The sequence below is a fragment of the Roseobacter sp. HKCCD6576-2 genome (assembly GCF_013179285.1).
Classification (GTDB): domain Bacteria; phylum Pseudomonadota; class Alphaproteobacteria; order Rhodobacterales; family Rhodobacteraceae; genus Rhodophyticola; species Rhodophyticola oceani.
Map to the genome: position 1 here is coordinate 23874 of NZ_WVNW01000005.1, position 23445 is coordinate 47318.

The window sequence follows — 23445 nt, forward strand, 5'->3', positions numbered from 1 at the left end:
CCCAGTATCCTGCCCGCGCGCCGCAATTTGGGCGCGTCCCGTTACTTGCCCGCATCCCGCGCGTACTGTCCAGTGCCATGGCATGCGACAGCGAATTTGATGACCGGTTTGTCATGCGCCCTTATCTGGCGAGCCGTCTGGTGCTGATCTCCTTTGTTGTTCCGCGCTAGGCGCAGGAGCGGAGCAGTTTCTCTGTCCGCGCGCTCCCGTCTCGCCCGCCCGCGACCGAAACCACGCCGGGCGTCTTTCGGTTGACCTCGGCCGCGGCACAGTCCCTTTATGGGCCGGTGCGGATCATCAGACGACCATAGGCCGATGCCACTTCCCATTGAGGACATTCTGCCAGAGCTGATGCACGCCCTGGCCACCAAGGGTCGCGCGGTGCTGCAGGCTCCGCCCGGCGCAGGCAAGACCACGCGGGTGCCGCTAGCGATGCGCGAGGCCGAGATCACCAAGGGCCGCATTGTTTTGCTGGAACCCCGTCGCTTGGCCGCCCGCGCTGCCGCCGAACGTATGGCCGAAACCTTGGGCGAGGCCCCGGGTCAGACGGTCGGCTACCGGATGCGCGGCGACAGTGCGGTCAGCAAAGAAACCCAGATCGAGGTGGTGACCGAAGGCATCCTCACCCGGATGCTACAAGACAATCCGGAGCTCCCTGGCATCGGCGCGGTGATCTTCGACGAATTCCACGAACGCTCCCTCAACGCCGATCTAGGCTTGGCGCTGGCTTGGGAGGTCCGGGGGGCCCTGCGCGACGATCTGCAAATTTTGGTCATGTCCGCCACGCTTGATGCCGGGCCCGTGGCCGCCATGCTCGACAATGCCCCTTTGATCTCATCTCAAGGTCAGGCCTTCCCGGTCGAGACCATCTGGCGCGACCGCCCGCCGGCCAAGACCGACCGGTTCGAGACCACGATGGCCGACCTCATTCTGCGAGCTGTCCAAGAGACTGAGGGTGGCCTTCTCGTGTTCCTGCCTGGCGAAGGCGAAATCCGCCGCACCGCCAGCTTGTTGGCAGGCCAACTTCCGCCCGATATCCATGTCCACAGCCTCTATGGCGCAATGAAACTCGGCGACCAACGCGCCGCCATCCGACCTGCGAAAGAGGGGCGAAAACTCGTTCTGGCCACCGCGATCGCCGAGACCTCGCTGACCATCGAAGACGTCCGTGTGGTGATCGATGGCGGCCGTGCCCGCCGCGCCCGGTTTGACCCAAGCTCTGGCATGTCGCGCCTGGTGACCGAGCCCGTGAGCCGCGCCGAGGCTGATCAGCGCCGGGGCCGCGCCGGTCGGATCGCGCCCGGGGTCTGCTATCGCAACTGGACCAAAGGGGCCGAGGGTGCGCTCCCCGCCTTTCCACCCACGGAGATCGAGGCGACCGATCTCGCCGGCCTCGCCCTCGATCTCGCGCAATGGGGCGGCGATGAAGGTTTGGCATTTCTCACACCTCCCCCCGAAGGCGCGCTTGCAGAGGCCCGCGCATTGCTCAAATCCATCGGGGCGCTCGATGACACCGCTCGGATCATCAACCATGGTCGCCAGCTTGCCAAACTACCGCTACATCCCCGCCTGGCACATATGGTCAGCCTCGGCGGCAAGGGCAGTGCTCTGCTCGCCGCGCTCTTGGCCGACCGCGATCCGCTCCGGGGCCAAGGCAGCGACCTCGCCTTGCGTCTCCGCGCCCTGACCGGCCAAGCTCCGGCAGCGGCCGACCGCGCCGCAATCGCGCGGATCAAGACAGAGGCGAAACGCCTCGCCCGCTTCGAATCCGGCCCGGCGCATGACGCCGCCGAACAGGCAGCCCTTGCCTATCCCGACCGCATCGCCCTCCGGCGCAAAGGGGATGCGCCGCGCTATCTCCTGTCGGGTGGCAAAGGGGCTGCTTTGCCTGAAGGAGACGCGCTTGCCGGGCAACGGCTTCTTGTCGTGACCGATCTTGATGGCAACCCCCGCGAAGCCCGCATCCGCCAAGCGATCCCAATTGCCGAAAGCCAAATCCGCGCCCTCTTCGCGGATCAGATCACTTGGCATGAGAGGTGCACCTGGTCGCGTCGTGACCGGCGGGTTCTGGCGCGGAAACAAGAGTGTCTGGGCGCAATCATTCTGGATGATCGTGGATGGCCGGATGCCCCGCCCGAGGCCATCCGCGCCGCGATGGTCAACGGCATTCGCGATCTCGGCCTCGACGCGCTCAACTGGACCAAACCCGCCACCCTGCTCCGCGCCCGCATCCGGTTCGCGGGCCTGGCCGATATGTCCGATGCCGCCCTCCTGGATGGGTTGGAAGATTGGGCCGCGCCCTATCTCGAGGGCATCGCCTCTGCCGCTGATCTCAAACGCCTGAACCTTGTCGAGGCGCTGGCGGCCTCTCTCGGATGGGAGACCCAGCAACGGCTGGATACCCTCGCTCCGGCCACTTGGAAGACGCCGCTCAATCGGCAGGTCCCGATTGACTACGGCACCGACACGCCCGAAATCGCGCTTCGCCTGCAAGAGGTCTTCGGCACCACGACACATCCCCGGATCGGCCCCGATAAACTGCCGCTTAAAATCACGCTGCTTTCTCCGGCCAACCGCCCGATCCAAATCACCACCGATTTGCCGGGGTTCTGGTCGGGCTCCTACGCGGATGTGCGCAAGGATATGCGCGCGCGCTATCCCAAACACCCTTGGCCTGAAGATCCACGCCAATCCGACCCAACGCTGCGCGCCAAGCGCCGACCCTAGCCGCATCTCACCTGGGCCGACCCTTGCCCGTGGCAACGCGGCCCGCGGAGGGTTCCCGGTTCACCCGGGGGCGTGACGTGGGCCGCCACCCCGCAAGACCACACCCCGTTCTGCCGCGGCCGCCTCTGCCGAGGGATGTATCCGTTCGGACGGATCGCGCCCAATCACCCGTCGATGGCGCGACCAAAACGCTTTGCTCCACCCCGACATCGTGCCAACCGACGGCGCCGTGACATCGGTCAGATAGCGCGTGCGCCAATGTTGCGGCAGCGGCAGACCAGAGACCGCCGCCTCGCCCAACATCCAGACCAGTGGGATGTTCGACAAGGGTCGCGCCGCGCGCAAGCCGCCCAGTTGCCCGCCAATATCGCCATGCGCCCCCCGAAACCAAACCTGCTGCACTTGCCCGGCCCGTGCCGCATCGACGCTCCACAAAACCGGGGCATAGACATCGCGGGTTTCGTCCATCGCCAGCGCATGCCGGGCCTCTTTGGTCGAGGCCCCTAAACCGTCACTGTGATAGGGATGCGGCTTCCCCATGAATCGCCACACCACCGGCCAGCGTAGGCCCAAGGCGCGCACCGTGTCATAGACACCCATAAAGGCGATCTCGACCTTCGGATGACAAAGCGCGGCCTTCAACGCCGCCGCGCGCGGACCGTCTGGATCAGACCGGTAATGCTCATAAACCCGCGCCAAGGTCTCTTCCTCAACCTGGGCCGCGCGCAGCAATCCCATCTTGTCGATCAACCCGGCCAGCGAGCGCACCGCATAGGCACCGCGCGAAAACCCCATCAGGAAGATCCGATCTCCCGGCTGATAGTTCCGCGCCAAGAACAAATAGGCGCGCTTGATCTGCCGATCGATCCCAACCCCGGCCAGCACCTCGACTGCGCGCCGGTAGCCGCGCCACTGAATCCCCGGCTCATAGTAGAGCGTGACGGGCTCTGACGGGCCAAGTTCCGACAACAACCGATAGGTCAGCCCGATATTGGTTTCTTGCCCACGCAAGAGGCTCGACATGGTCCCATCAAGCAGAACCACATGAGAATAGGCCGGGCGCACAACCGGTAGGCGCGGCGGCGCGCTGCGAAACCCTTTCAGACGGGTCCAGAGCCGGTTATTCCGCAGCAATGCCCCCTTCTCCCTCTTGCAACAGCGCCCAAACCCGCGCCGGCGTAAACGGCATATCCACCCGCCGAATACCAAGCGGCCAAAGTGCGTCTTGCACTCCATTGGCCACGGCCGCCAAGGCCCCCACGGTTCCCGCCTCGCCGCAACCCTTCATCCCAAGCGCGTTGGCCGTCGACGGCACAGGCTCGGTATGGAAGGCGACAAACGGCATATCGTCGGCCCGCGGCATCCCGTAATCCATGAAGGTCGCGGTCAGAAGCTGACCATCGTCGTCATAAACCACATGTTCGGTGATGGCCTGACCAATGCCTTGCGCAACGCCGCCATGGACCTGCCCCTCTGCCAGCATCGGGTTCATCAGATTGCCGAAATCATCGACCACGGTGTAACGGACAACCTCGGTCACGCCGGTATCGCGATCAATCTCGACCTCCGCGATATGGCAGCCATTGGGGAAGGACCGGCCCGGCAGTTTTGTGGTCTCTTCAGCCACGCAAAGCGCTGCCTGCCCCTCGGCCCGCGCCGCCTCCGCCGCTTCCAGAAGCGTCACGACCGTGTTCGAGCCCGGTGCACGGAACACGCCCTCTTCAGCATCGAAGCTGACATCTTCGGCCTCCATCATGCCTTCGACAAACGGCACCAGGCCAGAGATCAGCGCATCTCCAGTGGCCCTGAGCGCGGTGCCCTGGGTTGTGACCGAGCGACTGCCGCCGGTCCCCCCGCCATTGGCGATTTGATCGCTATCACCTTGGACGACCTCGATATCCGCAATCGGCAGGCCAGTCTGGTCATGCACAAACTGGGCATAGACCGTCTCATGCCCCTGCCCGTTCGATTGCGTGCCCACATAAACCTTCGCTCCGGTCTCGGTCAGCTCGATCTTCGCGGTCTCGCTTGGGTCGCCCAGAATGCTCTCGATATAATAACACACGCCCAAGCCGCGCAGCTTGCCTTGACCTTCTGAGGCCGCCTTCCGCGCCGCAAATCCGGCCAGATCACCCTCCGCCTCGGCCCGGGTCAAAAGCTGGTCAAACGCGCCCACATCATAAAGCTCGCCCACGGCGGTCTTATAGGGCATCTGCTCCGGCGCGATGAAACTCCGGCGGCGCAGCTCCAGCGGATCGACACCCAACTCGCGGGCCGCATAATCCATCGCCCGTTCGAGCGTGTAGATCGCCTCGGGCCGCCCGGCCCCGCGATAGGCATCGACCTGTGTCGTGTTGGTATAAATGCCGCGATTGTTCATATAAATCGCCTGCACATCATAAACGCCGGTCAGTACGCGGCTGAACAACTGGCTCTGAATCGGCTGACCGAATTGCGAGTTATAGGCCCCCATATTCGAGAGCGACGACATGCGATAGGCGGTCATCCGATAGTCGGCGTCAAAGCCAAGCTCCGCGATACAGACCAGATCGCGGCCCGCATTATCGCTCAGCATCGCCTCGGTCCGTTCCGACATCCAGCGAACCGGTCGGCCAAGCGCGCGCGTTGCATGCGCCACCAGGAAATACTCGGGGTAATCCATCCCCTTCATACCAAACCCGCCGCCCACATCTGGTGTGGTCACGCGCACATCTTCCGCGTCCAGCCCGAACCATTTGGCCAAGGCGGCCTTGGTGCCCCAAACGCCCTGCCCGTTCACCGCCAGATGCAGCCGGTCGCCCTCAAGCTCGGCGTAACACCCCCGCGGCTCCAGCGAGTTCACAATGATCCGGTTGTCCTCAATCTCAAACCGCACCCGATGCGCCGAGGCGGCCAAAGCGGCTTCGGTCGCCTCTTCATCGCCCAGACCCCAATCATAGGCCAGATTCTCCGGCGCCTCGGGGTGCAGCTCCGCCCCGCCCGGCTGCACCGCCATATGCGGCTCCAACTCGTCGAAATCGAAGCCGATCATCTCGGCGGCATCTTTCGCTTTGGCCAAGCTCTCGGCGACCACAAAGGCCACCGGCTCGCCGACAAACCGCACCCGCCCCTCGGCCAAGATCGGCCGCGCGGGGGCCGCGCCATCCGACCCATCGCGGTTCTTCACCGTCGAAAACTTCATCGCATTGGCCAGCCCCGCCGCCGCCAAATCGGCCGCACTCAGCACCAGATGCACCCCCGGCGCTTCCCGCGCATCGTCCAAGTCCAACTCGGTGATCTCCCCATGCGCCACAGGGCTTCGCAGCACATAGCCAAAAAGCGCCCCCTCCGGCGCGATATCATCGATATACCGACCATGCCCGGTCAGCAGGCGGGTGTCCTCCAACCGGGTGACCGGCTGGCTGGTTCCGAATTTCGTCATGGGGTATGTCCTCGCAGCAAACTGCTTTCAGACTGAGATTAACGGCCCAAACGCCAGTGTCCAGGCCCCCTGGACCGGATCGAGGCTTGGCCTTTCCCGCCCGCTTCGCTAGATGATCCCAGACAGACAAAACCCCAAGGGTATAAGGCGATGGAAAAGACCTTTAACGCAGCCGAGGCCGAGGCCCGGATCTACGCGGAATGGGAAGCCTCAGGCGCTTTCAAAGCGGGCGCAAACGCGTCGCGCGACGAGACCTTCTGCATCATGATCCCGCCGCCGAATGTGACCGGCTCGCTGCATGTGGGCCACGCCTTCAACAACACGCTGCAGGACATCCTCACCCGCTGGCACCGGATGCGCGGCTTCGACACGCTCTGGCAGCCGGGGCAGGATCACGCAGGCATCGCCACGCAGATGGTCGTTGAGCGCAAACTGGCCGCCGAAGGCAACGCCACCCGCCGTGATCTGGGCCGGGAGGATTTCCTGAAAAAGGTCTGGGAGTGGAAGACCGAAAGCGGCGATACCATCATCAACCAGCTCAAACGCCTCGGCGCCTCCTGCGATTGGTCCCGCAACGCCTTCACCATGTCCGGTGCGCCGAACTCGCCCGAGGGCGAGGAGGGCAATTTCCACGATGCCGTCATCAAAGTCTTCGTGGAGATGTATAACAGGGGCTACATCTATCGCGGCAAACGGCTGGTGAACTGGGACCCGCATTTCGAAACGGCGATTTCCGATCTGGAGGTCGAGCAGATCGAGAAAGACGGGTATATGTGGCGCCTGCGCTATCCACTGGAGGATGGCGAGAGCTATGAACACCCGGTGGAATTCGACGCGGACGGCAATGTCACCGACACCGAGACCCGCGATTACCTGACCGTCGCCACGACCCGGCCCGAGACCATGCTGGGCGATACCGGCGTTGCGGTGCATCCCGATGACCGGCGCTATGCGCATCTGATCGGCAAACACGTGATCCTGCCGATCACCGGGCGGCGCGTGCCCATCGTGGCTGACAGCTACGCCGACCCGGAGAAGGGCACCGGTGCAGTGAAAATCACCCCGGCCCATGATTTCAACGACTGGGATGTGGGCCAACGCACCGGCCTTCGCGTGATCAACGTGATGGACACCAAGGCCGCGATGGCGCTGCGCGGCAATACGGAGTTCGCCGAAGGCTGCCCGGACGATTTGATCGCCGCCGCCATCGAACGGCTCGACGGCGCCGACCGCTATGAGGCCCGCGATGCGATTGTCACCTGGGCCGAGGAGTATGGCTGGCTCGACGGGATCGACGCGGACCGGCACATGGTCCCCCATGGCGACCGATCCAAGGTCTCGGTGGAACCATTCCTGACCGATCAATGGTTTGTGGACACCGCCAAGATCGTGGAACCCGCCTTGGAGGCGGTTCGCGACGGGCGCACCAACATCATGCCCGAGCAGCACCGGAAGGTCTATTTCAACTGGCTGGAGAATATCCAACCCTGGACCATCTCACGCCAGCTTTGGTGGGGGCACCAGATTCCGGTTTGGTATGGCCCCAAGAAAACCGATGATGGCGGTATCGCTTGGGTACCGACGAACAAAGGGAAGCGTGATCGGGGCACCCATTTGCAGCCGTTTTGTGCACCTGACGAGGCCTCTGCGATCGCGCTAGCAAAGGCCTATTACGGGGATGATTTTGGCTGCGAGTTCAAAGTCTATACGGATGAGCGTGCAGCGACCTTCGATAGGTCAGAAGATGACATGTATGAGGGTTACATACCCCTCTACCGCGACCCCGACGTGCTCGACACCTGGTTCTCGTCGGGCCTCTGGCCCATTGGCACGCTTGGCTGGCCCGAGCAAACCCCCGAGCTCGAACGCTATTTCCCGACCTCTGTCCTAATCTCGGGCTTCGACATTATCTTCTTCTGGGTCGCCCGGATGATGATGATGCAGCTTGCCGTGGTCGATGAAGTCCCGTTCAAAGATGTCTATGTTCACGCCCTTGTCCGGGACGAGAAGGGTCGGAAGATGTCGAAGAGCATCGGCAACGTGCTCGACCCGCTGGAACTGATCGACACATATGGCGCCGACGCGCTGCGCTTCACCATGGCGTCCATGGCCGCGATGGGGCGCGACGTGAAACTCTCCGATGACCGCGTGGCGGGGTATCGGAATTTCGGCACCAAGCTCTGGAACGCCGCGCGGTTCGCGGAGATGAACGACTGCAAACCGTTGGACGGATTCGACCCGGCCAGCGTGACCCAAACGGTGAACAAATGGATCGTGGGGGAGATCGCGCGCGCCCGCGTGGCGCATGACGAGGCGCTCACCGCTTATCGCTTCAATGACGCGGCGAACGGGCTCTACGCCATCACCTGGGGCCGGGTCTGCGACTGGTATCTGGAATTCGCCAAGCCGCTCTTTGCCTCCGGCGACGAGGCCGTGATCTCCGAAACCCGCGCCACCATGGCCTGGGTGATCGACCAATGCCTGATCCTGCTCCACCCGGTGATGCCCTTTGTCACCGAGGAGCTTTGGGGCCAGATCGCCGAGCGCCCCAAAATGCTGATCCATGCGGATTGGCCGAGCTATGGCGCGGAACTGATCGACGAAGAGGCCGACCGGGAAATCTCCTGGGTCATTGCCATGATTGACGAAATCCGCTCCGTCCGGATGCAGATGCATGTACCGGCAGGCCTGAAAGTGCCGCTCTTGCAGGCTGAGTTGGACGCGCGCGGCCAGGCCGCCTGGGATCGGAACGCCGCGATCATTCAGCGGATCGCGCGGGTCGATAGCCTGACTGTCGTTGACGATCTGCCGAAGGGCGCCGTGACCGTGGCGGTTGAGGGCGGTGTCTTCGGTCTGCCGATCGCCGATATCATCGACGTGGATGAGGAGAAGGCCCGGCTGGAGAAGGTTCTGGGCAAACTGGCCAAGGAGTTGGGCGGGTTGCGCGGACGGCTCAACAACCCGAAATTCGCCGAAAGTGCGCCTGCTGCCGTGGTGGAGGAAACCCGCAACAATCTCGCCGCCCGCGAGGAGGAAGAGGGCAAAATCCGCGACGCTCTCGCCCGACTCGAAGAGATCGGCTAGGTCAGGTCGCCGCTGCGGCGCATCAAATAGGTTACGAAAATCGCCAAGGCGCAGAATTTTCGTAACCTATTCGGCATCACTCCCGACTTGCGCTTTGCCTCGATTTCGGGCTTCTCTCCGGCCATGACCGGACCCCGTTATACCCAACTTGTCGAAAGCCTGCCCGCCTCCGTGCCCTTTGTCGGCCCCGAGACCCAGGAACGCGCCCGTGGCGCAGAATTTGCGGCCCGGTTGGGCGCAAATGAGAGCGTCTTTGGCCCCTCCCCCAAGGTGAAAGCCGCGATTGCCGAGGCCGCGCATGAGGCCTGGATGTATGGCGATCCGGAAGCGCATGAGTTGCGCCAAGCGCTGGCCGCCCATCATAGCGTCAGGCCGGAAAACATCGTTGTGGGGGAAGGGATTGACGGGCTCCTGGGCTATCTCTGCCGACTGCTGATCGCGCCAGGGGATGCCGTGGTGACCTCCGTCGGGGCCTATCCGACATTCAACTATCACGTGACCGGTTTTGGCGGCGCGCTGCATCAGGTGCCCTATCAGGGCGATCACGAAAACCCCGACGCACTAATCACCCGCGCCCGGGATGCGCGCGCCAAGCTGATCTATCTGGCGAACCCGGACAATCCGATGGGGAGCTGGCATGGTGCCGCGACGGTGCAGGCGATGATCGACGCGGTGCCCGACGGATGCCTGCTGGCGCTGGACGAAGCCTATGTGGACACAGCACCGGCGAGCACGGCCCCGGCTTTGGATATAGACGATCAGCGCGTCATTCGTTTTCGCACCTTTTCAAAGGCTTACGGGCTGGCGGGCTTGCGGATTGGCTATGCGGTTGCCCATGTGGATTTGATCACGGCCTTCAACAAAATCCGCAATCATTTTGGCATGGGGCGGCTGGCGCAAGCCGCCGGATTGGCGGCCTTGGCCGACCAAGAGTACCTTGCCACAACCATCGCCGAGATCGCCAAAGCCCGCGACCGGATTGGCCAAATCGCACGCACAAATGGGCTGATACCGCTGCCCTCGGCAACCAATTTCGTGACGATCGATTGCGGCGGAGATGGTGATTTTGCGCGGGCTGTGCTGGCCTCGCTGATCAAACGTGGGATTTTCGTGCGGATGCCGTTTACCCCGCCGCAAGACCGCTGCATTCGCGTGTCTTGCGGTAAAGAGGCCGATTTGGCGCTGTTCGAGGCCGCGCTGCCAGAGGCACTGACCGAAGCACGCTCGGCTTAGTCCGCGCCTGAAATCACCTCGGCAGCCGCGCTCAACCCGTTGGGGTCATGCGCGATTTGCAGCGCACTCATCCCTGCTTGCAGGCTGCCCAACACGCCCAGAACCATCTGCGCATTCACATGGCCCATATGGCCGATGCGGAAATAGTCCTCTGGTGCGTCGTCCATGCCAAGCGGCACGCCTAGGGTCACGCCCGCCTCGGCAATCATCCAATCGCGCAGCCGTGCACCGTTGCCGCCACCCATATTGACGGTGGTGACTGCGTTGCTGCGCTTCTCAGCCTCAGCGATGTTCAACCGCATCGCGCCGCTTTGCCCCCAGGTTTCGAAGGCAGTCCAGATCGCCCGGGCGAGGGTTGCATGACGATCCCAAACCTGCTCCAGCCCCTCTTCTTTCAGGATCATATCCAGCGCCACACGCAGCCCATAGAGGTGATGCGTCGGGGCTGTTCCACAGAAATACTTATAGAAGATGTCTGGATCGGTGCGCGGTCGCCAATCCCAGTAGGGCGTCACCAAATCGGCACGACCGCGCGCGGCCTCGGCCTTCGGACCATGATAGACAAAGCCCATGCCCGGTGGGGTCATTAAGCCCTTCTGGCTGCCGGTGACCATCAGATCGACACCCCAGGCATCCATTTCAAACGCGTCACAGCCGAGACAGGCGATGTTGTCGGAAAACAGCAGCGCCGGGTGGTCCGCTGCATCAAGCGTCTGGCGCAGGGCCAAGATGTCGTTCTTGACCGAGGTGGAGGTGTCCACCTGAACCGCCAACACAGCCTTGATCTCATGGGCTTTATCCGCAGCCAGCGCATCGGCGACGCGCGCCATATCGATATCCGCGGTCTGACCGAAATCGATCACTTGCGCCTCGACTCCAAGCGCCGTCGCCATCTCGCCCCATCCCAGACAGAACCGCCCGGTGCCCAGGATCAGAATCTTGTCACCGCGGCTGAGCGTGTTGGTCAACGCCGCTTCCCAGGCTCCATGGCCATTGCAGATATACATCGCGACGTTATGTTCCGTCCGCGCGACGGCTTTCAGATCGGGGACGATGGTGGCCACCATGTCGACCAACTCGCCGGTGTAGATATTCGGCGCGGGGCGGTGCATGGCTTGCAGCACCCGGTCAGGCATAACCGAGGGGCCGGGGATGGCGAGGTAGTGGCGACCGTTGGCAAGGCTCATGATGGGGTCTTTCTTTCGCGTATAAATCAGGGGTAAATCGGCGCGTGCGTGCGGTCAATTGGCTGGACAGGTCTTGGCAGGGACCCGGTCATGATTAGGTGTGATTTGAGATATCAGGAGCGGTGATATGCCAGGCGAAATTGCGACAGATCGAATGGTGCTGAAGATCGGTGGCGCGGATCGGGCGCATTTCCTGCACGGGTTGGTGACCCATGATGTGAAACCGGTCGGCGGCGGTTTGGTCTACACCGCGCTCTTGAGCCCTCAAGGGAAGTATCTGGCCGATTTCTTCTTGCTGGATCAGGGCGATCACATCCTCCTGGATGTGAAGGCGGAGATCGCCCCGAAGCTGGCGCAGCGCTTGATGATGTACAAGCTGCGCGCCGATGTGACGATTGAGGACAGCGGTCTGGGCGTCGTGCGCGGCATGGGCGCGGTGCCGGACGGTGCTTGGGCCGACCCGCGCGATCCGGCGCTTGGCTGGCGGGGCTATGGGATCGACGGTGGGACGCCGGAAATCGATTGGGAGGCGATCCGGGTGGCGCATGTGATCCCGGAAACCGGGATAGAGCTGCGCCCCGAGGAGAGTTTCGTCCTGGAAATGGGGTTTGATCGGCTCGCGGGCGTGGATCATCGGAAGGGCTGCTATGTGGGCCAAGAGGTGACCGCGCGAATGAAGCATAAGACGGAGTTGCGCAAAGGTCTGGCCCAGGTTGAGATCGATGGGGCGGCACCGGTTGGTACGGAGATATTGGCCGAAGATGGACGTGCCGTTGGGGTGCTTCACACGCAATCGGGCAACAAAGCGCTGGCCTATCTGCGGTTTGATCGCGCGGGCGGGCCGATGACGGCCGGAGAGGCACAGGTCACCTGGTCCGGCATCAAGGGGTGAGGGCGTCGGAAAATAGGTATTTTCCGGGCCGAAATTCTTGAAAATTCCGGTTCCCTCTCAGCAACGAACGTCTCTTAGATCAGCAGGGAGGCCCCCCCTTCATGGCGGAGCAGCGCCACCTTTGTCTCCACCCCGCCTGCGCCGGAAAACCCGGTCAGGCCCTTGGACCCCATCACCCGGTGGCATGGAATGAGGATCGGGATCGGATTGCCGCCGCAGGCTTGGCCAACGGATTGCGCAGATTGCCCGAGATCTTTCGCGATCTCGCCATATGTTCGTGTATAGCCAAAGGGAATGGCCGAAATCGCATCACAAACCGCGATTTGAAAGGCAGACCCTTTGGGGGCCAGCGGCACGGCAAACTCGGTCAGGTCCCCGGCGAAATAGGCGTCAATCTCGGCCACGGCCTGGCGTAGGACGGGCGTTTCCGCTGCCCCCGCCCCCGCCCGCCAATTGACAGCCGTGATCGCGCCGTCTTCCTCGGTCAGGGTTAACCAACCGACGGGGGTTTCGACGCTTGCCTGTTCCGCCATCGGCTACTCCGCTGCATCCAGTTTGTCTTGGGTCTTGGTCTCGAAATCGCTGGCATCGTGGCGCTCGTGAAGTTGCATCTCCGGCTCCCCGAAGGCGCGGTTCACCATCCGGCCACGCTGCACCGCGGGCCGTGCGTCGATCCGTTTGGCCCAGTCCATCACATGGGTGTAGCTCGCCACATCCAGGAACTCCGCCGCGCTATAGAGGCGGCCCAGAACCAACTGCCCATACCAGGCCCAGATCGCCATATCGGCAATCGTATAGACCCCGCCAGCCATCCACTCACTATCGGCCAAATGCCGGTTCAGCACATCGAGTTGGCGCTTGGTTTCCATGGCAAAGCGGTCGATCGGGTATTGCCATTTCTCGGGCGCATAGGCGTAGAAATGGCCAAACCCGCCGCCCAGATAGGGCGCGGAGCCCATCTGCCAGAAGAGCCAGGACAGCATCTCGGGCCGGTCCTTGGCCTCGGTCACGAAGGCCCCATGTTTCTCGGCCAGGTAGAGCAGGATCGCACCGGATTCGAAAATCCGCGTCGGCGGCGTGGTGGAGCGATCCATCAGCGCGGGGATTTTCGAATTGGGGTTCACATCGACAAAGCCGCTGCCGAACTGATCGCCTTCGGAGATGTTGATCAGCCAAGCATCATATTCGGCATCTGCATGGCCCGCCGCCAACAGCTCCTCAAGAAGAACCGTGACCTTCACCCCATTGGGCGTCGCCAGGGAGTAGAGCTGCAACGGATGTATACCCACAGGCAGGTCTTTATCATGGGTCGGCCCGGCGATGGGCCGGTTGATCGAGGCGAATTCGCCGCCGTTGCCCTGCTCCCAAGTCCAAACGGCGGGCGGGGTGTAGCTGTCAGTCATGTCGGTTGGTCCTTTTCTTGCCGAACGGCAGATGCGTTGCCATCAATCTAGACCGCCGGGGCGGGCAACCCAAGCCACAGGTCCGTGTTCTCTGATGCACAATCGCTCCGGCGCCAAACGCGCGAGATTGATCCAAAGCAATACCGACAATGGAACCTTGTGGCACACTTGGGTCATGGCCAAAGCACCGCCCACCATTCCCGAATATATCGCCGTCCGACCCAAACCGGTCAGGGAGCTATTGGAGGCGTTGCAGTCGCTTCTCGAAGATACGCTCCCAGGGGCCGCTTCCGACATGAAATGGGGTGCGCCCGTTTGGTTCAACGCGGCGGGTGAGCCCGTCATCTACCTCTATGGCGGCAAAGCCCACGCGCATCTTGGCTTTGTGCATGGTGCCGAGTTGGATGACCCGGACGAATTGCTCAAAGGCGCCAACAAGACCGGGCGGCATGTGAAACTGCTCCCCGGCCAATCCTTGCCGACACCGGCGCTGGTGGCCTTGATCCGGCAAGCCGCGAGTTGAACAGCCAAAGGCACCAAGTCGCCATGGCGTGCCGCGAGCCGCTCAGCCCGCGACACATGTTTGGATCAGCTTAGCGCCTCATTGCATCGTCCGCAGACGCCCGGATGCGCATGCCGCCCCACATCCGGGAGGATTTTCCAGCAGCGCTGGCATTTCTCGCCCTCGGCGGGTTCGAACACCACGCCGACGCCCTCGGTTTCTGGCAGGCGGAACGCCTCTGCCGGGATCGGGTCGCCGGTCAGGGTCAGAGCAGAGGTGATCGTGATGTCGTCAAACGCCACGGATTTCAGAACCTCCAGCATCTCCGGATCACGGGCATGGACCACGGGCGCGGCCTCAAGCGAGGCGCCGATCACCTTATCCTGACGCTGGATCTCCAAAGCCGCCGTCACGACCCGGCGGGCCGTGCGAATCTTGGCCCATTTCTGCGCCAGCGGCTCATCGCGCCATTCGCCCGGCGTGTCCGGGAAATCCATCAAGTGGATCGAGCTGTCCTCACCCGGGAACCGCTCCAGCCAGACCTCCTCCATCGTGAAGACCAGAACCGGCGCGAGCCAGCTGGTTAGCCGGTGGAACAGGATATCGAGCACCGTGCGCGCCGCGCGCCGCCGCGCCGTGTCGCCATCGCAATAGAGCGCGTCTTTGCGGATGTCGAAATAGAAGGCCGACAAGTCCGTGGTCGCAAAGGTGAAAACCGCCTGGAACACACCCTGGAAGTCATAGTTCGCATAGCCCGTGCGCACCTGATGATCGAGTTCGGCCAAGCGATGCAGCACCCACCGTTCCAACTCGGGCATCTCGGTGGGCTCCACCCGGTCGGCCTCGGTGAAATCGGCGAGGCTGCCTAACATGAAGCGCATCGTGTTGCGCAAGCGACGATAGCTGTCGGCGACGCCTTTCAGGATTTCCGGCCCGATCCGATGGTCATGCACATAATCGGTCTGCGCGACCCAAAGGCGGAGGATGTCAGCGCCGTATTGCTTCACAACCTGCTCAGGCACGATGGTGTTGCCCAAGCTCTTGGACATTTTCATGCCCTTCTCATCGAGCGTGAAGGCGTGGGTCACCACCGCGCGGTACGGCGCGCGGCCCTTGGTGCCGCAGGCTTGCAGCATTGAGGAATGGAACCAGCCGCGATGCTGGTCGGTGCCTTCGAGATAGACATCGGCGATGCCATCCTCGGAGCCGTCCTCACGGTCCCGCAGAACGAAGGCATGCGTGGAGCCGGAATCGAACCAGACATCAAGGATATCAAAGACTTGATCGTAATCCTTGGCATTGTGGTCATTGCCCAGGAACCGCTCTTTCGCCCCGTCCTGATACCAGGCATCCGCGCCTTCTTCTTCGAATGCGGCGAGGATGCGGGCATTCACCGCCTCGTCGCGCAGGAGGAAGTCGGCATCCGTCGGTTTGGCGCCTTTCTTGACGAAACAGGTAAGCGGCACGCCCCAAGCGCGCTGCCGCGAGAGCACCCAATCGGGCCGCGCTTCGATCATCGAATAGAGCCGGTTCCGCCCGGTTTGCGGCGTCCATTCCACCAGTTGATCGATGGAGGTTAGTGCCCGTTCACGGATCGTCTTGCCATAGGTGTCTTGACCATCCCCAACTTCGCGGTCGATCGCAGCGAACCATTGCGGCGTGTTGCGGAAGATCAGCGGGGCTTTCGACCGCCAGCTATGCGGGTAGCTGTGTTTCATGCGGCCGCGCGCCAAGAGCGCCCCGACCTCGACCAGTTTGTCGATCACGGTTGTGTTGGCGTTCCCCTCTTTGCCATTCGGCTTGAGGATCAGCGTGCCGCCGAAAAACGGCAGATCGGGCCGGAAAGAGCCGTCTTCCAACACGTTATAGGTCATCGGCAGCCCGTATTTGACACCGATCTGATAGTCGTCATCGCCATGGCTGGGCGCGGTATGCACGAACCCGGTTCCCGCCTCGTCAGTCACATGATCACCAGGGAGCAGCGGGACATCGAAATCCCACTCGCCATCGCCGCCCTCGGCCCCGCGCAGCGGGTGCGCACAGGCCAGCGCGCCAAGCTCATCCGCCGTCACATCGCGCAACCGGCGATACATGCTGTCGTCCAGACGGGCCTGAGTGAAGATGCTTTCGGCCAAGGTGTCGGCCACCAGGTACCGCCGCCCGATTTGGGCCCAGCATTCCTCAGGCCGCCCCGTCACCTCATAAAGCCCATAAGAGATGTCTGGGCCGAAACAGATCGCCCGGTTCTGCGGCATGGTCCAGGGCGTGGTGGTCCAGATCACCACATGCGCGCCATCCAGATCGCCAAGCGGCTCCACCCGCCCGGTGGTCACGCCTTCCCCCATCACCAGCGGATCGGTGCGGGTGTCGCTCAAAACCGGGAAGGTGACCCAGATCGTGTGGCTTTGGTGGTCGTGATACTCCACCTCGGCCTCGGCTAGGGCGGTTTTCTCGACCGGCGACCACATCACGGGCTTGGAGCCTTGATAAAGCGTGCCATTCATCAGGAACTTCTGGAATTCCTCGGCAATCACCCGCTCGGCGTGGAAATCCATCGTCAGATAGGGGTTTTCCCATTTGCCGGTGACGCCAAGGCGCTTGAACTCCTCGCGCTGGATGTCGACCCAACCTTGGGCAAAGTCGCGGCATTCCTGACGGAATTCATTGACTGGCACGCTGTCTTTGTCCTGGCCCTTCTGGCGGTATTTCTCTTCGATCTTCCATTCGATCGGCAGGCCGTGACAGTCCCATCCGGGGATGTAGCGCGCATCATGGCCCATCATCTGCTGGCTGCGGACGACCATGTCTTTCAGGATCTTGTTCAGCGCGTGACCGATATGGAGATTGCCATTGGCATAGGGCGGGCCGTCATGCACCGTGAAGGGTTTGCGGCCCTGTTTTTCGCGCAGGCGGTCATAGATCCCGATTTTCTCCCATTTCTCCAGCCACATAGGCTCGCGCTTGGGCAGGCCTGCGCGCATCGGAAACTCGGTTCGGGGCAGGTTCAGCGTGGATTTGTAGTCGAGGTTTTGATCGGTCGTTTCGGCGCACATGATCGGCGTCCTTCGTCTCGGATGTCTCTTGAAATATCAGGGCGGTGCGATGGCTCAAACACCTTGTCCCGGCGTCTCAGTTCTTAGAGAGCCGGGGTTGTAATTCGAATGATGATCCGCAGGCTGCGATACGTCATGGGGCGGTTTATAAGCTTGGTGTCAGGCGGGGTAAAGACACGCAAATGCGGCAGAAACGTCAGATGCCGTTATGCGGTGCAGCGTCGATTGCATTGGCCGCACCTGCACCGCACCTTGATCGGCGCGACTTCCCGCGACCGATTCGCGGTTGCGAGTTCTTCCGATAATCTCTGATCCGGGCCCAGCATAACCCGTTCGCGCACCGGCTCATGGCGACATCCTGCCGAAATCATGGGGCTTGCCCCGATTTCACCGGCGGAGTTTGGCCGTAATTGAACACGATGCCCTAGAATTGCCGCAAGGTGTTCATCTCCTGGCCTGCCTCTCCGATCATATAGGCTTATGGACTTTTTACTGAGTTGGATGCGCTGTGGTCGCTAGAACGTTCTTCGCGTTTGATAGCATTGGATTAACCGTCTCCAATGCATCGCCATCGCTCACCCCTGGCAGTTCAATTATCAACAACTCTGATACGCCGAACGGCACGATCTTCGAGTATAGCAAAGGCTTCGGAACAGAGGTCACGCTCGATGACACGGGCGGCGGTCGAAATCGGTTCAACGATGATGACGAAGCCGATCACGTCATCATCGATGGCGGTGGCATTGTGGCCGACGGCACCGAAGTCGAATCGGAATCACAGATCTTTCTGCGCGCGTTGGATGAGTTCGGCAATGAAACCGGCCCAACCATCACCGTCTATGTGTTCTCCCAAGGCGGTGTCACCTCGGATGTCTGGGGCTTTGCGACAGATACCGCGCTAGTCGACGGCACAAGCTATGTGAAAACCGGCGGCAACAATGACGGCACCTCGCGCTATCGCGATTTTATCCCGTGTTTCGGACCCGGCACGTTGATGCGCGGCTCAGACGGGTTGGTGGCGGTTGAAGATGTGCGGATCGGCGACCGGCTCTGGACATTGGACGATCCATCTTGCGCGGTGTCATGGATCGGGCGAACCACCGTCCCGGCGCAAGGCGCGTTTGCGCCGGTGGTGATCGCCGAAGGCGCGCTTGGAAACACACGAGAGTTGTGTGTGTCGCCTGAGCATCGAATGTATCTCTGCGGTAGTGAAGTTGAGTTGCTCTTCGGCTGCGATAGCGCGTTATTGGCTGCGAAACATCTGGTTGGTCTTCCGGGGATCACCCGGCGCAGCGGTGGGCAGATTAGCTACACCCATTTGATGTTTGACCGGCACCGGGTGGTGGAGGCGGAGGGGTGCCTTAGCGAAAGCTTCTTCCCGGCCAATATGGCGATCTCTGCCTTGGACGAGGCACCTTTGGCCGAGCTGATCAGCCTCTTTCCCGACCTGATCCGCAGGCCCGCCGCCTATGGTCCGACCGCTGCACCCGTGCTCTGCCGGTTTGAGGGGGAGGCTTATCGCGCGGCGTGGCTGGCGTCCCAGTTGCGCATCGCCGCCTAGCCGGTTTCTGCCGCAGCGCGCATCACCGCCCGCTCGCGCATCACGATGTAGAGTCCCGCCGCCAAGGTTAGGAGGATACCGGCCGCCGCCAAGCCGTTCGGCAGATCGCGGAAGATCAGCCAGCCGACCAGCGTGGCCATCGGGATCTCCAGATACTGCATCGGCGCCAGGGTCGCCGACGGCGCAAAACGCAGGCTCCAGGTCATCAACAGATGCCCCGCCGCGCCAATGGTCCCAAGCGCGACAAGCAGCCAAATGTCGACCCCCTGCGGCATGATCCACCCAATCGCAGGCGGGCTGCCCGGCCCCGGCGCGAAGAGAAACAGCGGCAACAAGATCGGCAGCCCCATCAGCCCCGCAACCGCCTGCAACGCCATCGGATCCACCTCTTTGGCGATCTGGCGCGTGACCAGCATGAAAAGCGCAAAAACAAGCGCCACGCCAAGCGGCAAAAGGGCGGGCGCGCCAACCTCGGCAAAGCTCGGCTGCACCACCATCAGGGTGCCGACAAAGCCAACCGCGCAGGCCGCCAAGCGGCGCGGGCCGACCTCCTCACCCAGGACGTATTTGCCCAACAAAAGCATGATGAACGGCATCACAAACGCAATCGCGATAGCATCGGCCAGCGGCAGATAACGGAGCGCCGTGAACATCAGCGCAAGCCCGGTGATCTGCAAAATCGTCCGCAGAAACATCAGCCGAGTGATCCGCCGCGACGGAAACAGGATCGCGCCCGCCGCCAGCGCCAGCGGCAAAAGCAGGAACCCTTGGGCCACAAACCGGACAACAATCAACTGCAGCAACGGGAAATGATCGCCGAGAATCTTGGCCAGCGCATCGGCCAAGGGAATCAGCATGCAAAACCCGAGCATTAGCAGGATGCCAAGAAGAGGACGGTCAGCGGTCATGCGCTAGAGGTGACATGTTCCGCCAGTGATGTCAGCCGTCAATAGCTGCCTTTGACAGCCGATATCAGCGTCTCGGCCAAGCTAAAGCCGCAGCGGCGATAGATTCGGCCCGGCGCGCCATCTCGATCCGCCACAATCACCGGGATTGCGTCTGGATCGCACGCCGCGGCCCACCCCGCGCCTGCGGTCACCAACGCCGCACAGATGCCCCGCCGACGATGACTGGGCCGGGTCTCCACATTTTGATAGCGCGCCGTGCCTTCGCCGAGAAAGACGCCCAGATCACCCACCAGCAGGTCCCCGTCAAACGCGCCGAGCCAACAGGCACCGCCCCCGGCGATCTGGCGGCGGCGCGTGGCGCACCGCGCCCGGACATAAGGCGTATGTGCCGCACGATCATAGCCCTGCTCGACCCCCGTCTCGATTTGGAGCGCGATCACCTGCTCCCAATCCGCATCGGTGGCAATCGGGCGGATCGTGATCCCTTCTGGCGCTTCGCTCGCAATGAGAGGCCCGGTCAGGGTCAGGACATCGGCTTCGTCCAGGTCAAACCCCATTTTGACAAGCGCCGCATGGCCCGCGCCGCGCTCCATTCCCGGCGCATCCCAGGCCAGTGTCACATGCTCAGCATCGGGGAAATCGCGTTGAAATTGGGCAATCTGCACCTTCGGCTCAACGTGGTCCTCGCGGAAGATCACCATATTACCATACCAAAACGATGGCTCAGACGGGGTGCGCAGAACGATCCGATCCGGATAAGTTTCGACCTCGCTTACACCCGCTAAGACCGAAAGGTCACTTCGCAACCCAAGCGAGCGCAGCATGGCACCTCACCCGTTCTCAGAAAGATGGTCCCAGACCCGGCTGATCACGACGGACCCTTCGCCGACGGCTGAGGCCACCCGTTTCACGGACCCGGCGCGCACATCGCCCACCGCGAAGATCCCTGGGTGAGATGTGGTATAGGCCGAGGCGGCGCCGACTGCCGCACCCGTTTTGACAAAGCCCTTCTCGTCCAAATCCACATGGCCGGAGAGCCAGGCGGTGTTGGGCGCGGCCCCCACCATAATGAAAACGGCGCGGGTATTGATCTGCCAATCGCGGCCTTCAGATTTGTCGCGGATGGTGACCGCTTCCAACTCCTCCTCGCCATGGCAGGCGGTCATCTCGGTCCGATAGTGGATGGTGATTGCGGGGTCGGCTTCCAATCGGCTGAGCAGATAGTCCGACATTGAGGCCGCGAGCGACGGCCCGCGCACCAGCACATGCACATGCCGCGCCGTGCGGCTGAGGAACATCGCGGCTTGCCCGGCGGAGTTGCCGCCGCCGATCACCACAACCTCGGTATCGCGGCAATAACGCGCCTCGACATCGGTTGCGGCGTAATAGATTCCCCCATTTTCGAACCGCTCCAAACCGTCGATCGGCAAACGGCGATATTGTACCCCCGTCGCGACAACCAGAGCGCGGGCGCAGGTTTCCGACCCATCCTCCAATGCGACACAGAAAGCGCCGTCAGAACGCACGGAAAGACCCGCCGCCCGGCGCGGTACGGCAAAGCGCGTGCCGAATTTCATCGCCTGCACCTCGCCACGCCAGCAGAGATCGGCCCCCGAAATGCCGGTTGGAAACCCCATATAGTTTTCGATCCGGCTGGAGGTGCCGGCTTGCCCGCCGATGGCCATGTCTTCCAAAACCAGCGCATTCATACCCTCTGACCCGGCATAAACGGCGGCCGCAACACCCGCCGGACCGCCGCCGACGATCAAGACGTCATGCACCTCGTCCGGATCAAAAGAGAGGTCCAATCCGATCCGCCGCGCCAGCCGGGCCGGGGTTGGGTTCTCCAACACCTCGGATTTTCCGAAAATCACCGCGGGCTGTGCTTTGCCGATGGCGCATTGATGGGCCAAGGCCTCCGCCTCATGCTCATCCAACGTCAGCGAGCGCACAGGGATACGATTGCGCCCCGCGAAACTGGCGATCTGGCGGATGTTTCGGTCCGCCTCCGCCCCGATCAACGTGAGACTCGCCTGCCCGCTTTCAAGCAGGGCCCGGCGACGGGCCGCCAGAACCGTGATGATGATATCGGACATCTCTGGGATGCGCGCCATCAGGTCCAGCATCACCTCGCGCTCGACACATAAGACACGGCAATCCTGCACCGCCCGGGAGCCCATCATGGTTTTGCCACCCGACAAAAAGGCAATGTCGCCAAAGAACTGCGTCGGGCCAAGCGTCGACGTGCCATAGCGTTCGCCAGTGCGCGCATCGACCGCTTCCAACTCCCCTTCGATAAGATAGCAAAACGTCTCAAGCACATCGCCAGGGCGGAACAGATAATCCCCGGTTTTCAGCACCCTATCGGTGCCGACGCGGCGCATCGCACGCACATGGTCCTCATGCAGCGGCGTGCGCACCATCGTGCGAAGATCGGCGGCAAGCGATTCCATTTAGTCCTCCTTCTGGCCGAAAAGCCCGGTCAGGGCACGTTTCACGAGGGATGTAACGCTTGGGCGACGATTGTCACCAAAAGGCAGCGGGCGGCAAACCTCCATCGCGGCCACACCGACGCGCGCCGTCAACGCACCGTTCACAAATCCCTCCCCAAACCGGCGCGACACCTTCGACAGGACGGATCCGCCCGCCATCGAGCCAATTAAATCATCGCCGATGGCGACAGCGCCCGTGGCCACCAAATGGGTCAGAACCGCCCGGGTCAGCCGCCAAGCGCCAAGCGTGCCCGAGCGCCCGCCATAAATCTCCGCGATCCGCCGGATCATCCGCAGATTGGCGGTCAGCGCCGTGATCACATCGGCCAAGGCAATCGGCACCAGAGCAGTGACCATCGCCACCTGCCGGGCGGCGGCCTCCACCTCGCGCCGAGCGGCTTGGTCGAGCGGCACAAGCAGTTCGGCTTCGCTCAAGGCCAACAGGCTTTCGGCGTCGAAAACATCGCCGATCCGACGGTCCAAAGCCTCGCGGCCCAAGCGCAGTTCGGCCCGGCCTCGGTAGAGCGCCGAAAGCCGATTGACCACGTTGCGCGCCGCCCCCAAATCCCCGGCGCTCAGCGCCGCCTCTGCCTCACGCCTGAGATTGTCGAGCCGACCAAGCCGCGAAAACGCCGCCGCTTCCTTCAACGCGATCAGGATCAACGCCAACAGCACCAACCCCACCAACCCGGTTGCCACCCATCCCAAGACTGGATTGGCCGCCAAAAGCCCAGTGACGAAATTCCACGCCGTGATCGAGAGCACAAATCCCAGAAGCGCCAATGTCGCTGCCCACAAAAACCGCCCCAACCGCGACGGGCGGCGGGTGGCCAAAGCGGCCATGGTCTGCATCGCCTGACCATCCGCGACCGGCAGCGCATCGGGCACGGGCGGCGCCGCGCCCGGCCCCACCTCTGGCGCCTCGTCCAGTTCGATCAGCACGGGGCCTTTGCGGTCGGTCATGGCTGGGTCCTGCTTCTCT

At 62.5% G+C, this 23445-nt stretch carries 16 protein-coding genes; 6 read left to right on the forward strand and 10 right to left on the reverse strand.

Annotation, left to right across the window (positions count from 1 at the left end; all coding sequences use genetic code 11):
• The first annotated feature begins 315 nt into the window (after nt 1-315).
• Entirely contained in the window at nt 316-2727 is a 2412-nt protein-coding gene (gene hrpB / locus GTF44_RS16650; protein WP_171561211.1) for an ATP-dependent helicase HrpB, read from the forward strand.
• 60 nt (nt 2728-2787) lie between these two features.
• Here the strand turns inward: hrpB and GTF44_RS16655 are convergent, their stop codons facing one another.
• Nucleotides 2788-3861, reverse strand: coding sequence for a DUF2235 domain-containing protein (locus tag GTF44_RS16655; RefSeq protein WP_171561213.1), 1074 nt, complete (start codon nt 3859-3861; stop codon nt 2788-2790).
• Complete coding sequence (locus tag GTF44_RS16660; protein WP_171561215.1) at nt 3848-6148, reverse strand: xanthine dehydrogenase family protein molybdopterin-binding subunit; 2301 nt, start codon at nt 6146-6148, stop codon at nt 3848-3850. The genes GTF44_RS16655 and GTF44_RS16660 overlap by 14 nt, the downstream gene beginning before the upstream one ends.
• A 150-nt stretch (nt 6149-6298) precedes the next feature.
• Here GTF44_RS16660 and GTF44_RS16665 point away from each other — a divergent pair, with 150 nt between their 5' ends.
• On the forward strand, nt 6299-9232 hold the full coding sequence (locus GTF44_RS16665; RefSeq protein ID WP_171561221.1) for a valine--tRNA ligase: 2934 nt from the start codon (nt 6299-6301) through the stop codon (nt 9230-9232).
• 123 nt (nt 9233-9355) lie between these two features.
• On the forward strand, nt 9356-10465 hold the full coding sequence (locus GTF44_RS16670) for a pyridoxal phosphate-dependent aminotransferase (RefSeq protein WP_171561223.1): 1110 nt from the start codon (nt 9356-9358) through the stop codon (nt 10463-10465).
• On the opposite strand, the gene GTF44_RS16675 is transcribed toward GTF44_RS16670, so the two are convergent.
• Nucleotides 10462-11652: an alanine--glyoxylate aminotransferase family protein gene (locus GTF44_RS16675; RefSeq protein ID WP_171561224.1), complete on the reverse strand. Its 1191-nt coding sequence runs from the start codon at nt 11650-11652 to the stop codon at nt 10462-10464. The two genes, GTF44_RS16670 and GTF44_RS16675, sit on opposite strands and share 4 nt — an antisense overlap.
• Before the next feature lie 127 nt (nt 11653-11779).
• Here GTF44_RS16675 and GTF44_RS16680 point away from each other — a divergent pair, with 127 nt between their 5' ends.
• A complete protein-coding gene (locus GTF44_RS16680; protein ID WP_171561226.1) occupies nt 11780-12544 on the forward strand; it encodes a folate-binding protein YgfZ in 765 nt (254 codons plus the stop codon).
• Between the two features lie 74 nt (nt 12545-12618).
• Here the strand turns inward: GTF44_RS16680 and GTF44_RS16685 are convergent, their stop codons facing one another.
• Nucleotides 12619-13077, reverse strand: a complete 459-nt coding sequence (locus tag GTF44_RS16685) for a methylated-DNA--[protein]-cysteine S-methyltransferase (RefSeq protein WP_171561228.1) — start codon at nt 13075-13077, stop codon at nt 12619-12621.
• 3 nt (nt 13078-13080) lie between these two features.
• Nucleotides 13081-13947: a glutathione-dependent disulfide-bond oxidoreductase gene (yghU, locus tag GTF44_RS16690; protein WP_171561229.1), complete on the reverse strand. Its 867-nt coding sequence runs from the start codon at nt 13945-13947 to the stop codon at nt 13081-13083.
• A gap of 175 nt (nt 13948-14122) precedes the next feature.
• Between yghU and GTF44_RS16695 the strand changes: the two genes are divergently transcribed.
• Complete coding sequence (locus tag GTF44_RS16695) at nt 14123-14470, forward strand: DUF1801 domain-containing protein (protein WP_171561231.1); 348 nt, start codon at nt 14123-14125, stop codon at nt 14468-14470.
• Between the two features lie 65 nt (nt 14471-14535).
• On the opposite strand, the gene ileS is transcribed toward GTF44_RS16695, so the two are convergent.
• Nucleotides 14536-17502 (reverse strand): isoleucine--tRNA ligase, encoded by a 2967-nt coding sequence (ileS, locus tag GTF44_RS16700; protein WP_171561233.1) that lies wholly within the window; start codon nt 17500-17502, stop codon nt 14536-14538.
• A gap of 508 nt (nt 17503-18010) precedes the next feature.
• Between ileS and GTF44_RS22155 the strand changes: the two genes are divergently transcribed.
• Nucleotides 18011-19063: a Hint domain-containing protein gene (locus tag GTF44_RS22155; RefSeq protein WP_171561234.1), complete on the forward strand. Its 1053-nt coding sequence runs from the start codon at nt 18011-18013 to the stop codon at nt 19061-19063.
• On the opposite strand, the gene GTF44_RS16710 is transcribed toward GTF44_RS22155, so the two are convergent.
• The 4 genes from GTF44_RS16710 to GTF44_RS16725 are packed head-to-tail and all read right to left on the reverse strand — an operon-like array spanning nt 19060 to nt 23426.
• Complete coding sequence (locus GTF44_RS16710) at nt 19060-19971, reverse strand: DMT family transporter (protein WP_171561236.1); 912 nt, start codon at nt 19969-19971, stop codon at nt 19060-19062. The genes GTF44_RS22155 and GTF44_RS16710 overlap by 4 nt on opposite strands.
• A gap of 38 nt (nt 19972-20009) precedes the next feature.
• Complete coding sequence (locus GTF44_RS16715; RefSeq protein ID WP_171561238.1) at nt 20010-20795, reverse strand: GNAT family N-acetyltransferase; 786 nt, start codon at nt 20793-20795, stop codon at nt 20010-20012.
• 6 nt (nt 20796-20801) lie between these two features.
• Nucleotides 20802-22424, reverse strand: coding sequence for an FAD-dependent oxidoreductase (locus tag GTF44_RS16720; RefSeq protein ID WP_171561240.1), 1623 nt, complete (start codon nt 22422-22424; stop codon nt 20802-20804).
• Nucleotides 22425-23426 carry a YcjF family protein gene (locus tag GTF44_RS16725; protein ID WP_171561241.1) on the reverse strand — a complete coding sequence of 334 codons (1002 nt, stop codon included), beginning with the start codon at nt 23424-23426 and terminating at the stop codon, nt 22425-22427.
• Nucleotides 23427-23445: the final 19 nt, after the last annotated feature.

Bases quoted from the DNA above. Each gene is read 5' to 3' on its own strand.
- hrpB (WP_171561211.1), top strand. From the start codon at position 316: ATGCCACTTCCCATTGAGGACATTCTGCCAGAGCTGATGCACGCCCTG.
- yghU (WP_171561229.1), bottom strand. From the start codon at position 13,947: ATGACTGACAGCTACACCCCGCCCGCCGTTTGGACTTGGGAGCAGGGC.
- GTF44_RS16710 (WP_171561236.1), bottom strand. From the start codon at position 19,971: ATGACCGCTGACCGTCCTCTTCTTGGCATCCTGCTAATGCTCGGGTTT.
- GTF44_RS16685 (WP_171561228.1), bottom strand. From the start codon at position 13,077: ATGGCGGAACAGGCAAGCGTCGAAACCCCCGTCGGTTGGTTAACCCTG.
- GTF44_RS16715 (WP_171561238.1), bottom strand. From the start codon at position 20,795: ATGCTGCGCTCGCTTGGGTTGCGAAGTGACCTTTCGGTCTTAGCGGGT.
- GTF44_RS16720 (WP_171561240.1), bottom strand. From the start codon at position 22,424: ATGGAATCGCTTGCCGCCGATCTTCGCACGATGGTGCGCACGCCGCTG.
- GTF44_RS16660 (WP_171561215.1), bottom strand. From the start codon at position 6,148: ATGACGAAATTCGGAACCAGCCAGCCGGTCACCCGGTTGGAGGACACC.
- ileS (WP_171561233.1), bottom strand. From the start codon at position 17,502: ATGTGCGCCGAAACGACCGATCAAAACCTCGACTACAAATCCACGCTG.
- GTF44_RS16680 (WP_171561226.1), top strand. From the start codon at position 11,780: ATGCCAGGCGAAATTGCGACAGATCGAATGGTGCTGAAGATCGGTGGC.
- GTF44_RS16665 (WP_171561221.1), top strand. From the start codon at position 6,299: ATGGAAAAGACCTTTAACGCAGCCGAGGCCGAGGCCCGGATCTACGCG.
- GTF44_RS16675 (WP_171561224.1), bottom strand. From the start codon at position 11,652: ATGAGCCTTGCCAACGGTCGCCACTACCTCGCCATCCCCGGCCCCTCG.
- GTF44_RS16695 (WP_171561231.1), top strand. From the start codon at position 14,123: ATGGCCAAAGCACCGCCCACCATTCCCGAATATATCGCCGTCCGACCC.
- GTF44_RS16670 (WP_171561223.1), top strand. From the start codon at position 9,356: ATGACCGGACCCCGTTATACCCAACTTGTCGAAAGCCTGCCCGCCTCC.
- GTF44_RS16725 (WP_171561241.1), bottom strand. From the start codon at position 23,426: ATGACCGACCGCAAAGGCCCCGTGCTGATCGAACTGGACGAGGCGCCA.